Annotated in this window: 10 protein-coding genes; 4 read left to right on the top strand and 6 right to left on the bottom strand. The window is 67.2% G+C overall.

What is annotated here, in order from left to right:
* Positions 1-36 precede the first annotated feature (36 nt).
* From RG19_RS02445 to RG19_RS02430, 4 genes are all read left to right on the top strand, one after another.
* Complete coding sequence (locus tag RG19_RS02445) at positions 37-978, top strand: electron transfer flavoprotein subunit alpha/FixB family protein (protein ID WP_058833877.1); 942 nt, start codon at positions 37-39, stop codon at positions 976-978.
* 30 nt (positions 979-1,008) lie between these two features.
* Entirely contained in the window at positions 1,009-2,370 is a 1,362-nt protein-coding gene (locus RG19_RS02440; protein ID WP_058833876.1) for a phosphohexomutase domain-containing protein, read from the top strand.
* A 17-nt stretch (positions 2,371-2,387) separates the two neighbouring features.
* The gene (locus tag RG19_RS02435; RefSeq protein ID WP_058833875.1) at positions 2,388-3,794 is read left to right on the top strand and encodes a mannose-1-phosphate guanylyltransferase/mannose-6-phosphate isomerase; all 1,407 of its coding nucleotides are present in this window, start codon (positions 2,388-2,390) and stop codon (positions 3,792-3,794) included.
* A gap of 105 nt (positions 3,795-3,899) precedes the next feature.
* Entirely contained in the window at positions 3,900-4,880 is a 981-nt protein-coding gene (locus tag RG19_RS02430) for a glycosyltransferase family 2 protein (RefSeq protein WP_058833874.1), read from the top strand.
* Positions 4,881-5,159: 279 nt separating this feature from the next.
* On the opposite strand, the gene RG19_RS02425 is transcribed toward RG19_RS02430, so the two are convergent.
* The 6 genes from RG19_RS02425 to RG19_RS02400 are packed head-to-tail and all read right to left on the bottom strand — an operon-like array spanning position 5,160 to position 13,186.
* Entirely contained in the window at positions 5,160-8,213 is a 3,054-nt protein-coding gene (locus RG19_RS02425) for a hypothetical protein (protein ID WP_058833873.1), read from the bottom strand.
* A gap of 28 nt (positions 8,214-8,241) precedes the next feature.
* Positions 8,242-10,296 carry a hypothetical protein gene (locus RG19_RS02420; RefSeq protein ID WP_058833872.1) on the bottom strand — a complete coding sequence of 685 codons (2,055 nt, stop codon included), beginning with the start codon at positions 10,294-10,296 and terminating at the stop codon, positions 8,242-8,244.
* Positions 10,297-10,307: 11 nt separating this feature from the next.
* Entirely contained in the window at positions 10,308-10,907 is a 600-nt protein-coding gene (locus tag RG19_RS02415) for a hypothetical protein (RefSeq protein ID WP_058833871.1), read from the bottom strand.
* Entirely contained in the window at positions 10,904-11,302 is a 399-nt protein-coding gene (locus RG19_RS02410) for a GtrA family protein (protein WP_058833870.1), read from the bottom strand. The genes RG19_RS02415 and RG19_RS02410 overlap by 4 nt, the downstream gene beginning before the upstream one ends.
* The gene (locus RG19_RS02405) at positions 11,286-12,224 is read right to left on the bottom strand and encodes a glycosyltransferase (protein ID WP_058833869.1); all 939 of its coding nucleotides are present in this window, start codon (positions 12,222-12,224) and stop codon (positions 11,286-11,288) included. Before RG19_RS02405 ends, RG19_RS02410 begins: the two co-directional genes overlap by 17 nt.
* Before the next feature lie 11 nt (positions 12,225-12,235).
* Positions 12,236-13,186 (bottom strand): UDP-glucuronic acid decarboxylase family protein, encoded by a 951-nt coding sequence (locus RG19_RS02400; RefSeq protein ID WP_058833868.1) that lies wholly within the window; start codon positions 13,184-13,186, stop codon positions 12,236-12,238.
* Positions 13,187-13,430 lie beyond the last annotated feature (244 nt).

Here is a 13,430-nt window from a genome sequence, read left to right as displayed (position 1 = left end):
GCGACCCACCCTTCCGAAACGACACGGAGAATCCTCATGTCCAACGTCCTGATCGTCGCCGAACATCTCGAAGGCCGGCTCAACGGCTCCACGGCCAAGTGCGTGGCCGCCGCCCAGGCCCTGGGGGCCGATGCCATCGACATCGTCGTGCTGGCCGCCGACCCCGCCGGCGTCGCCGCCGAGGCCGCGAAGATCGACGGCGTGCGCAAGGTCCTGGCCGTCGCCGACGCCGCGAACGCACATGCCGTCGCCCAAGTGCTCGGTCCGCAGGTCGCCAGGTTGGCCGACGGTTACAGCCACGTCTTCGGCCCGTCGACCACGTTCGGCAAGGACTTGATGCCCGTGGTCGCCGCCCTGCTCGGCACCGCCCAGGTCTCGGACGTGATGACGGTCGAGGGCAGCCACGTGTTCAAGCGCCCGATCTACGCCGGCAACGCGATCGTGACCGTCGAGGCACCCGCCGACCGGCCGGTCGTGGCGACGATCCGCAGTGCGTCCTGGAAGGAAGCCGGACGCGGCGGCTCGGCGACGGGGGAGACCGTGTCCGTCGACGCAGAGCTGCCCACCCACACCCGCTTCGTCGACCTCGCCGCCGGCAGCACCGACCGCCCGGACCTGCAGAGCGCCAAGCGCGTGGTCTCCGGCGGCCGCGGCGTGGGCTCGGAGGAGAACTTCAAGATCGTCTTCGACTTCGCCGACAAGCTCGGCGCCGCGGTCGGCGCCTCGCGCGCCGCGGTGGATGCCGGCTACGTGCCCAACGAGCTGCAGGTCGGTCAGACCGGCAAGATCATCGCCCCGGAACTCTACGTCGCGATCGGCATCAGTGGCGCGATCCAGCACCTGACCGGCATCAAGGACGCCGGCACCATCGTGGCGATCAACAAGGACGCCGATGCGGCGATCTTCGAGATCGCGGACATCGGCTTGGTCGGGGATTTGTTCAAGGTACTGCCCGAACTCGAGGCGGCACTCGACTGACCGACCGGCGACCACAGGCACGGAACTCTCATGACGCTTTCCTGTTTCAAGGCATACGACATCCGCGGCCGAGTCCCGGATGAACTCGATACCGACCTCGCGCGCAGGATCGGCATCGCCATGGCCGGCGTACTCGGCCCGGGGCCGGTCGTGCTGGGGCGCGACGTGCGCCTGAGCAGCCCGGGCCTGCAGCGAGCGCTCGAGGCGGGCTTCCTGCACGCCGGCCGCGACGTCGTCGACATCGGGCTGTGCGGCACGGAGGAGGTCTACTTCCAGACCGATCATCTGAATGCGGCCGGCGGCGTAATGGTCACCGCCAGCCACAACCCGATGGACTACAACGGGATGAAGCTTGTCCGAGAAGGTGCCCGCCCGATCAGCGGCGACAGCGGCCTGTTCGCGATCCGCGATGCCGCCGCGGCGGCTGACGAACCGAAGGCCGTGGGCGGCGGCATCCGCAGCGAAGCGCCTGACAAGTCCGCCTACATCCACCATCTGCTGTCTTATGTTGACGCTGGGGCGCTTCGTCCGCTCAAAATCGTGGTCAACAGCGGGAACGGCGGTGCAGGCCAGGTGATCGACCAACTCGCGCCGCACCTGCCGTTCGAGTTCATTCGTATCCAGCACGAACCCGACGGGCGCTTCCCCAACGGCATTCCGAATCCGCTGCTCCCCGAGAACCGCGCCGCCACCGCCGAGGCAGTGCGCGCACACGGTGCCGACTTCGGGGTGGCCTGGGACGGCGACTTCGACCGCTGCTTCTTCTTCGATGCCGACGGCGACTTCATCGAGGGCTACTACTTGGTCGGCCTGCTCGCGACCGCGTTGCTCGAGCGCGAGCCCGGCGGCCGTGTCATCCACGACCCGCGCCTGACTTGGAACACCGTGGACATGGTGCGCGCTGCGGGCGGGCAGCCGGTGATGAGCAAGACCGGACACGCCTTCATCAAGGAACGCATGCGCGCCGAAGATGCCATCTACGGCGGCGAGATGAGCGCGCACCACTACTTCCGCGACTTCGCTTACTGTGATTCCGGCATGATCCCGTGGCTGCTGATCGCCGGCCTGGTGTCGGGCAGCGGCCAGACGCTGGCTGAACTGGTAGGCGACCGCATGCGCGCGTATCCGTGCAGCGGCGAGATCAACTATCGCGTCGCCGATGCCTCGGCGACTGTTGAGCGTGTGCTGGCCCACTACGCCGACCTCGCGCCGACAATCGACCGCACAGACGGCATCAGCGCCGACTTCGGCGACTGGCGCTTCAACCTGCGCAGCTCCAACACCGAACCCCTGCTTCGCCTCAACGTCGAAACACGGGCGGATACTGCGCTGCTGAAACAACGTACCGACGACCTCGCAGCCCTCATCGGCGCAGAGCCCGCATCCCATTGACCCCTCGGACATCACCCATGCTCCCCATTCTTCCCGTCATCTTGTCCGGCGGCTCCGGCACGCGCCTCTGGCCGCTCTCGCGCGAGGCCTACCCGAAGCAATTCCTGCCACTGGTCGGCGAGCAGACCATGCTGCAGGCCACCTGGCGTCGAGTCGCCCCGATCGCCGGCGCTGCGCCGATCGTGGTCGCCAACGCCGAGCACCGCTTCATGGCCGCCGAACAGCTGCGCGAGTGCGACGCGACCCCCGCGGCGCTGATCTTGGAACCGGTGGGGCGCAACACCGCGCCGGCCATCGCCATCGCCGCCCTGCAGGCGCAGGCCCTGCACGACGATGCGCTGCTGCTGGTGCTGCCGTCGGACCACGTGGTGCGTGACGAGGCGGCATTCCACGCGGCCGTTCACGAGGCCGCCGCCGCGGCGGGGGCCGACAAGCTGGTGACGTTCGGCATCGTCCCCGCCGCGCCCGAGACGGGCTACGGCTACATCAAGGCGGCCGGCGGCGAAGGCGTGCGCGCGGTGGAGCAATTCGTCGAGAAGCCCGACCTCGCCACGGCGCAGGGCTACGTCGCATCCGGCGACTACTACTGGAACAGCGGCATGTTCCTGTTCAAGGCCTCGCGCTACCTCGAGGAGCTGCGCACGCTGAACCCCGCGATGCTCGCCGCCTGCGAGAAGGCGCTCGAAGGCGCCGCCCGCGACGCCGACTTCATCCGTCTCGATGCCAAGGCCTTCGCTGCCTCGCCCAGCGACTCCATCGACTACGCGGTGATGGAGAAGACCCGCGACGCGGCCGTGGTGCCGCTGGACGCGGGCTGGAGCGACGTGGGGTCCTGGTCGGCGCTGTGGGAGGTTTCGGACAAGGACGCCGCCGGCAACGCGCACCACGGCGACGTGATCGCGGTGGACTGCAAGGACACGTACGCCTACGGTTCGCGGCTGATCGCCATGGTCGGCCTGGACAACGTGGTGGTCGTGGAGACCGACGACGCGGTCATGGTCGGGCACCGCGACCGCGTGCAGGAGGTCAAGGACGTGGTGGCGCGGATCAAGCGTGACGGCCGCAGCGAGGCCGCCGCCCATCGCAAGGTCTACCGCCCCTGGGGCGCGTACGACTCAATCGACAACGGCGCCCGCTTCCAGGTCAAACGCATCACCGTCAAGCCGGGCGCCACGCTCAGCCTGCAGATGCACCACCACCGCGCCGAGCACTGGATCGTGGTCAGCGGCACCGCCGAGGTCACCCGCAGCGACGAGGTGATCCTGCTCACCGAGAACCAGAGCACCTACATTCCGCTGGGCGTGACCCATCGGTTGCGCAACCCGGGCAAGCTGCCGCTGGAGCTGATCGAGGTCCAGTCGGGAAGCTATCTCGGAGAAGACGACATCGTCCGGTTCGAGGACGCCTATGGACGAACCAGCTGACGCTTCGGGATTCGCGGGCGGCGAAGGCGCCCATCCGCCCGAATCGCATCCGGTACGACATTCGGCGCACGCCGACCCGCTAGAGAGGACGAGAGTTTCGACCGCATGAAATTGATCATCCAAATCCCATGCTTCAACGAGTCAGGCACGCTCGCCGTCGCTGTGAACGCGCTGCCCCGGTCCGTGCCTGGCTTCGACTGCGTGGAATGGCTGGTCATCGACGACGGCTCGGACGACGACACCGCGAAGCTGGCCAAGCAGCTCGGCGTGCACCATGTCGTGCGGCATCCGGTCAACCGGGGCCTAGCGGCCGCCTTCATGACGGGGCTGGACGCATGCCTCAAGCTGGGCGCCGACGTCGTCGTCAACACCGATGCCGACAACCAGTACGAGGCGGACGACATTCCCCTGCTGACGTCCCCGATTCTCGCGGGGCGTGCCGACATGACGATCGGTGCACGGCCCATCAACGAAACGGACCATTTCTCCTGGGTCAAGAAGAAACTGCAACGCCTCGGCAGCTGGGCAGTGCGCGTGGCCAGCAAGACCGAGGTCGCCGATGCGCCCAGCGGGTTCCGCGCGATCTCGAGGGACTGCGCGATGCGTCTGAACGTCTTCAACGCATACACCTACACGCTCGAGACGATCATCCAGGCCGGGCTGAGCAACCTGCGCGTCCACTCCGTGCCCGTCCGGACCAATCCCGACCTGCGGCCTTCACGGCTCGTGAAGAGCATCCGCAGTTACGTGCAGCGCTCGCTGATCACGATCCTGCGCGTCTTCGCGACCTATCGCCCGTTCGTCCTGCTGCTCTGGCCGGGCACCATCCTGATGGTCGCGGGGCTTCTGGCCGGCTTGCGCTATCTCTACTTCGTGGCCATCGGAAGCGGCGACGGCCATGTCCAATCCGTCATCTTCGCGGCCCTTTGCCTGATTCTCGGCGCCCTCACGCTCATGATGGGATTCTTGGCCGACCTGATCGCGGTGAACCGCAAGCTGATGGAACGCATCCATTTGCGAGTACAGCATGTGGAACACGCCATCTCGGAGCAGCGAAAGGACGCTGGCGTCCGTCGGGGCGATTGACGTTCCCGTGGTGCCGACCGGGCCACAGCCCGCTTGGTGCCCACCGGGTCCGGCCGTGATGCATGCGCCGCCGAGGCGCGCCGGCTGTGCGCCGATCCCCTGGTCGGCGGCAGCTTGGCCATCCATACCGCGTGCGCCTCACGGCGTCGCGCCCTCACGCGGCGGGCTCGGCCTGCGGCCGTCTCCGGCGGGCGCGATCCACGGCGGCCATCCCCACACCTGAAGCGGCCCGCGCGCGGGAGGCGGCGGCGCAGGGCCATTCGTGCCCCGCGCTGCTCGTCAGTGGCCGGACGCGTCGTTGCAGGCGTCGTGGTAGACACGCATCTTGCTGCGCACCGGGGTCTCGCAGGCGGCGCCGTCTCGCGGGTGGTTGGTGATGAGCGCCCCGTCGGGGCCGGGAACGGGCGCCGAATTGCCGATGGTCTTGAACGGCGCATCCATCATCATCTGCACCGAGTACAGCCACAGCGACTGCCGGTCGGCATCGGTCCAGTGCAGATTCGGGAACTGCTGCAGGACGCCAACATCCCGCTCCATGTTGCGCTCGACGGCCCTGGACTGCTTCGCCACCTTGGGGAACAGGAACGCCATCTGCGCGACCAAGGCGAGCGAGATCACCGCCGCACGGCCGATGCCGCTTCTCACGCAAAGGAGCATGATCGCCGCCACGAACAGGCCGATCGTCGGACGGCCGACGACCATCCACACCGTGTTCGGATGATCGAAGTAGGCGGCGATGCCGGCCACGTTGTTGGGATGCGCCGCAGCCAGTTCCGAGACGGGTGCCGACTGGATGAACACCAGCAACGCAACGCACGAGAAGAGGAGCGCCGCGAAGAACGTCACCGCGGTCTCCTTCCAGCTCAGGGTTCGCCCGAGCAACGCCACGAGGCCGCACCAGAAGACCACGATCGACGCACCGTCGAGATAGCGACCGTAAACCAGATGATCGACCCGGCTGGCGCCCAACATCTGGGCGACCGAGGCGGCGGCCACGGCGGCCACGCTCAGGGCGACGAAGAGAAGGCCCACGTCCCGCTGCAGAAGGACCCTCTTGCCGATCCAGTAGCAGCCGATGGCGAAGATGCCCAGCGTCGACACGATCTGGTACCAGGCCTGGCCGACCAGGACGTTGAACGCGTTCACGGTCTTGTCGCCATCCGACAGCGCGCCGGTGAACTGATCGATCAGATACCCCATGCCTCTGGACGTGCTGCCGCCCCAGACCGCCTCCACCAAGTGCCGGTTTAGCATCGTCGCGAGGATGAAGAACGCGACCAGAAGGGCCAAGCCCGCCAGGCTCTTCTGCGCGGACTGCGCCCCCCACCACCAGAGGACCAGCAGATACACGACGGCGAGCGGCACCAGCGGGAGCCCGCGGGCGTGGGCGAGGAACGCCAGGACGACCGCCGCGCAGAACGTCAGGAGCCAGCCCCAGCCCGCCTGCGCCGCCAGCCGGAGCGCCGCCAGCATCGCGAGAAGGAACACGGGGCGGAACGCCGACTCGGCCCATCCCATGGCGGCCGGGTAGGTATAGGACGGCCACAACGCCACCAGCACGGCGCCCCAGACGACGAGCCGGTTGCGCTGCCTCAGCCCGATCGCATCGGCGATGCCGAGCAGCAGCGGCACGCAGGACGCGACCAGCGCGCAGTTTATGACGATGATCGCCCGATAGACTAGGTAAGGGTCGTCGAACAGCGCGAGCGCCGGCGCATAGAAGATCGCCGCCAGCGGGCTGTAAAACGGGGCCGCCGACATGTCGATGAACGGCCGGCCGACGAGATACTGGGCGATGGCGTACACGCCGGCTTCGTCCGGCGCGACGGTCGGCGTCGCCCGGTAATGGAGAAGCGCCAGCGACACCAGGAACACCACAACGGTGGCGATCATCCGTTCCGGACGGAACCGCACGACGTCCGCCAGCCCGGCCCCGTCGGTGGCCGAGACCGCTGCGGGCACGCCAGGCGATCGCCACCACGGCATGGCGACGCCGGCCGGTGCGTCGATCCTCGCACCGATCGGCGGCCCGACGCGCTCCGAGGCGCTTTGCGCGGTGTGGTCTTCGGGCAGTTCGAGCCTGGCGCGGACGAACGGGACCAGCAGACATGCGATCGCGGCCACGCTCCACACCGCGTAGGGCCAGCGTGCCTCGTCGAACAGCTGCCACACGCTGCCCGTCACGAAGGGACGCCACAGCGCACTGAACTCCGGGACGTACCAGCAGAGGAACTCGCTGGCATAGTTGTCGACCCAGCACATGTCCATGTTGGACTGCGCGAAGACGTAGCCGCTCACGGCCACCCACACCGAAAGCACGACGATCGACACGACGGCAGCCAGGCGAGCGATGGACACGCCCCGCTCCTGCAGCGCGCTCGCCATCAATAGACACGCCGGCGCGCACATGAACAGGAAGAACCTCGGACCCCAGAAGCTACCGCCGTACCAGGCCCACCACTTCGAGTAGATCAGCACCGGTCCGACGAACGCCGCCAGGGCGATCCACCGGAGCCGCGAGTCGAGACCCAGAGCGGCGCGGCTCCTCGCCGACGCGGCGAGCAGGAGGGCGGGGATGTAGAACACCAGACCCTTGCCGAACGACAGCAGGATCGACAGCAGGCCGAACACCATCGGATAGCTGAATCCCGGAAGCCCGGAGTAGGGCAGGATCGTCTGGAACCCGCGTTCGCCGGCCGACAGATACCCGCCTCCGACGCCGCTGCCCTTCAGCCACATCTCCAGCAAGGCGACCGCCACCGCGGCGACGGTCGCGACCAGGGGCACGACCTTCCTGTCGACGAGGAACCAGACGGCTGCCAGCCCGGCGAACGGAACCAGAAGCGCCGGCGTGGCCGCGCACGCGGCCGCGAGGAGGAGAACGGACAGCCATCGGCACCGGTCCATCCACAGGATGCCGACGAAGAAGCACATTCCGGACAGCACCTCGCCGTAGTAGTGCTGCAGGTGATGCGGGAACATCGACGCGCCCAGCATCAGCAACAGCCACGCCCGGCCTACCGCAGGGGAGTACCGCCGTGCGATCTCGACGTAGGCCAGGCCCGACAGGACGACGAACGCGGCGAAATTGAAGTAGGCCACCCACTCGGCGGGATTCACACCCGCGACGACCGCCGCCCACGCCAGCGGCATGGACAGCAGCGGCATCACCAGCGAGAACTTGGAGTAGGCCGCTTCGCCCCGCAACCAAGCGTCGACGGTCTGGAACCTGACGCTGCCGTCCCCGCCGATCGAGGGCGACAACGTGGTGACGACCACGATCAGGCCGACCACGATCAGGCCCCATTCCCAGAAGGATCTCGACGCTCTCATTTCCGCACCACCCCGGTTCGTGTCGCGATCAGGGCTGGCCCCCTCCGATCGCCGATTCGGCCATCGCGAGACCATGCTCGTGCAGCCATACCCTGCCCTCGAGCACGGCGCTGACGACGACGCGTGCGCCGGCCTGGCCGGGATCGGGGACGGTGAACACCATCTCACGGACCTCCCCCGGCGCCAAGTTCGGGCCGCCGGACAGATCGACTCGCGGCGTCCAGGCGGACTGCGTGACCGCATCCCCGGCATTCACGATCTGCCACGATAGGCGCACCGGATACGGCAGATCGACGTCGACGTTCATGGGCGCCTCGGTCGGGTTCAACGCCACCACGCGCACACGATAGCCCGGTTCGTTCGGCAGCTTCTCCACCGAGGCGATGTCGAGCGACAGCCTGACGGCGTCCGAGATCCGCATGATCGGCGCGGACATCGGGCCACACGGCGGGCTCCCGATCACGACCAAGGTGCTCTCTTCGAGTGCCTTCACGGTCTCGGCGGACACCAGGCCGCTGTCCAGGGCCCCCCGCATGCGGGCCTGGGCCTGCGCGCACGGGATCTCGAACGAACGTGGCCCGTACCCGGACGGCGTGTTGCCGGAGTAGCCGTTGAGCGTGGGCCGCCCCACCTCCTGCGCCAGGATCACCGTATCCAGCTCGGGGATGTGGAACGGCACGCCCGGATGGATCTGGTTGAAGAGCACGGCGTCTTCGGGCAAGGGATCGGGCAACGCTGCACGCAACTGGTCGACGCGCGCCTGCGAGTACGCCGGGTCGTAGTTCGTGATACGCAGCGTCGCAGACTCGACCACCATCAGCCCCGCCAGCACGACGATCGCCCAGCGTGCCGCGGAGCTCCGCTGGTGGAGCGCATCCACGCCCATCGCGACCAGGATCGAGAGCGGCAGGATCATCACCAACCCGATTCGCGCGACCGCGCGCACGGAATCCGCACCCGGCAGGTTCGCGACCAGCGAGTACAGCGAAATGCCACCGATGGTGATGGTCAGGATGAACAGCAGCACGAAGCTCCGTGACGCCACCCGGCGCATGGCGAGCGGCGAGAACAGGCGCCCCAGCACGGCGAGGCCGACGATGCCCACGCCGAAGAACATCTGCTGCTCCTCGCGCGCCGGCATCCCCGCGCCGATCCGGCTGCTGAGCGGTTCCCAGAGCCCGGACTCGTCGGCCAGCAGGTAGCTCCGCAGGCGCGGCGTCATCGACATGATCTCGTCGAGGCTGCGCTGGAACGCGTAGAGCTCGGAGTAGTGCAGATAGGGATACATCAACAGCATCAGCGCTATGCCCGCCAGCGCGATGGCCACGACGCTGGCAACCAGCTCGCGACGATCGTCAGGCTGCCGCCAGCGCCGCCACTGCGCGAACCAGGCACGGGGACCGACGCCCTCGAGATGCCACTGCGCGATCGCCCAGGCGGCTAGCAGCAGCAACATGAAGTAGCCCAGGTAGATCGAGATGTAGAACTGCCCCGCCACCGCCAGTGCCAACCCCGCCAGCCAGCGCCAGCCGCCATCGGCAGCGAAGCGCTGCCAGAGCAACAGGCCAACGGGAATCAGAAACCGGTAGGTGAGCTGCGCGTGCCCGTGCCGGGCGAGCACCGGCATGGCGAAAGTGAAGGCGAACGCAGCCACGGCGCTGGCCAGCGACGAGAACCCCATCTTCCGGAACACCACGTGGCTGACAACGAAATTAGCGGCGAAACCGGTGAGGTACCAGAGACTGAACGCGCCGTAGCGATCCCAGCCCAGGGCACGATAGATCGAATAGATCCATGCCGTTCCCCAATGATTGTCGGAGAACGTCAGGGTGCCGGGCATCGGATGGTAGAACGGCAGATTGAACAGGCTGGTTTCCTGGCCCGTCAACCACCGGTAGAAATGTTCGAGCACGATGCCGTTGAAACGGGCGTCGCCGAGATCGCCGGGCACGCAGGCCAGCTGGCACGTCTGCGCCAGCGGCACCAGCCACATGCCGATCACGAACAGCGCGAGCGGCGGCAGCCAGTTCGGTACGCGGTCGCCGGTGGCCGACCCGGCACTAGTGCTGAGGGAACCGATCATGGGGTGGCCGGTTACTGGCAGCGGTAGTCGGACGTCATCCTGCTGTCCCGGAAGGGATCGGTCAGGTCGTCGGTGTACTCGCCCATCAGAAGACGATGGGTGGGTAGGAGATTCTGCCGGTAGAACCGGCTGAAGGACGCCAGCCGCTCGCCGCGCGCCGTCAGTTTCACGCAGCCGTTCTGGAGCTCGACCGTGCCGGATTCGAGCTGCTCGGTCAGCCGCACGTCGACCAGGCGATGCTCGCGCACGTACTCCTCGGTAAAGATCTCGCGGAATGCGTCCTCGCGGATGCCGCCGCCGCGCTGATCGAGCTTCTCGAGGATGTAGAAGGACAGCGACCGGTCGATGACCGTGGGCACGGAGATCGCGAACGCGTAGCCGCCGAGCAGCCAGATCGCCGCCAGCTGGATCAACTCGAGACGGCTGAAGTCACGGAACCACTTGAGAAGATGAAGTGCCGCGAACACGACGATCACGGCGAGCACCGCGTCGAACATGCTCGCGTACAGCACGACGTCGACCCTGAAATAGCGCATGTGCACGTAGTAGATCAGCAACAGTCCGACGACGAACGCCACCGTGGCCAGGAATGCACGCGAGTACTTGTTCATTTGAATACCAGGAATTTGTTTGCGAGAAAGCTGAAGGCCATCTGCATGGCCGTGGCCAGCAGGAAGCCGATGGTGTAGTCGCCGCCGAGCCGGTCCGCCCAGACGTACATCACCAGCGCATGCAGCAGGGCGATGGCCGCGTACACGAGGACGAACATCGTCCCCTGCCTGGCCATGCTGCCCTGGCTGCCCCGGAACACGAAGTAGCGGCTGCCGAGAAACGACACGGCGATGCCGAAGACCGCCGCGATGGCATTGGCGACGCCGGCCAGCGGAATCTGCAACACCTCGATGTTGAAGCGCAGCACGGCGTAGTGCACCCCGGTAGCGACGACGCCGTTGATCAGGTATCTGACGAGTTGTCCCCTCAGCGCGTTGTCAACCGCGGCGGGCATGCAACACCTCGTCGATGAAATCCCGGTAGGTGCCGGCGACGAGGACGCCGCCGCTGCGGATCATGCCCGACAGCATCAGGATGATCAGCGTCAGCGCCGCGGTCTGCAGGAACACCAGCACGAGGATGCCGAACGCGAGCGAGAACCAGCCGGGTGTCGCGAAGCCGAATGCCTTGAGCAGCATCGCCAGGACACCGCCCGCCACGGCCATGCCGGCGACGATGATGCAGGCGATGCCGACACGGACGAGCACGTCCTCGGCGAACACCATCAACGCGCGGAAACCGTGCAGGGCGAGCCCGACGAAGTTCATCTTGCTGCGGCCGGCGTACCTCGGGCCGCGATCCAGCGCGCACGCCTGCACGCGCAGCTTGGATCCCAGCACGGCCGCGGCCACGTGGGTCCACAGTTCCTGCATCGCGGCCAGTCGGCGCACCGCCGGCATCTTGGCGGCCATGAAGTTGCCGAAGCTGATCTTCCTGCCGCTGAGCAGCGAGAACAGGAACTTGTAGACCACGTAGAACGCCTTGAACTTCAGCGACTCGACCCGGGTCCTGCGCGCGGCCACCACCACGTCGGCATCGGGCAGGGCCAGCCTGTCCAGCAGCTCGGTGATGCTGTGGGGCGTGTCCTCGCCGTCGGAATCCATGGCCACCACGACGACGTCGTCACCGAAGTGTTCGGCAACGTAGCTCAGGCCAATGGCGATGGCGCGCTGGTGCCCGACGTTGCGGCGAAGCTTGATCACCACGCCCTCGAGCCCGGCGGCCTCGATCGCCGAGGCATCGAGTGGCTGGCGGACCGAGCCGTCGTCGACGGCGACGATGTAGGTCTCGGCTCCCTGCGCACGCGCCAGTTCGACGAAGAGCTTCGAGGACGCTTCGAGGTCCTCGTATACGGGCATCACCACGATCTTGCGCATCGTCGTCGTCCTCAGGCGCTCAAGCGATGACGGAAGTAAGCGATGGTCTCCTTCAGGCCGTCCTCGAGGGCGATCTTGGGTTCCCAGTCGAACGTGGCCTTGGCGAGGCCGATATCGGGCTGGCGCTGCTTGGGGTCGTCGGAAGGCAGCGGGTGGAAGACGATCTTCGACGTCCCGCCGACCAGGCGCAGCACCGTCTCGGCGAGTTCCAGCATGGTGAACTCGCCCGGATTGCCGATGTTCACCGGACCGGTGAAGTCGGCCGGCGTATCCATGAACTTCAGCATGCCCTCGATGAGGTCATCCACGTAGCAGAAGCTGCGGGTCTGGGTGCCGTCGCCGAAGATGGTGATCGGTTCGCCCTGCAGCGCCTGCACGATGAAGTTGCTGACCACGCGCCCGTCGCTCGGGTGCATGCGCGGGCCGTAGGTGTTAAAGATACGCATCACCTTGATCTCCAGCTGGTGCTGGCGCCAGTAGTCGAAGAACAGCGTCTCCGCGCACCGCTTGCCTTCGTCGTAGCAGCTGCGGATGCCGATTGGGTTCACCCGTCCCCAGTAGCCCTCGACCTGGGGATGGATCTCCGGATCACCGTAGATCTCGCTGGTGCTCGCCTGCAGGATGCGCGCGCCCACGCGCTTGGCCAGGCCGAGCATGTTGATCGCACCGTGGACGCTGGTCTTGGTAGTCTGCACCGGATCGTGCTGGTAGTGCACGGGCGAAGCCGGGCACGCCAGATTGAAGATCCGGTCCACTTCCACGTACAGCGGAAACGTCACGTCGTGACGCATCAGTTCGAACCGGGGGTGCCCCAGCAGGCCGGCCACGTTGGCCTTGCCGCCGGTAAAGAAATTGTCCACGCAGAGGACGTCGTGCCCTTGCTCGATGAGGCGATCGCACAGGTGCGAGCCCAGGAAGCCGGCGCCGCCGGTTACTAGCACGCGTAGGTCAGTTGACGACATGATCGGTCGGGATCTCGTTGGACGCGCCTGATCGCGGCGCCTGCAACCCGCAGGACCTGCGGGCGTCGTATTGTAGGGTCAGGCTCGGCCGGCGTGGTGCCGTGGAAGGACGGGCGCGGGTGTTCGGTCGCGTGCCGCGTCGGGCTGATCGATGCCCCGGAGCCGAGCCCCCGGATCCGCCCGTCGGATGCGATGCGCCCGACCTGAATCCCGCGACCCGGCCTGGTTGCCGCGCGCCGCGGGC

Origin of the sequence: Luteimonas abyssi (assembly GCF_001482195.1) — a bacterium.
GTDB lineage: Bacteria > Pseudomonadota > Gammaproteobacteria > Xanthomonadales > Xanthomonadaceae > Luteimonas > Luteimonas abyssi.
Note: the sequence above shows the minus strand (reverse complement) of the source record. Positions and strands in the feature narration are given on the sequence as shown.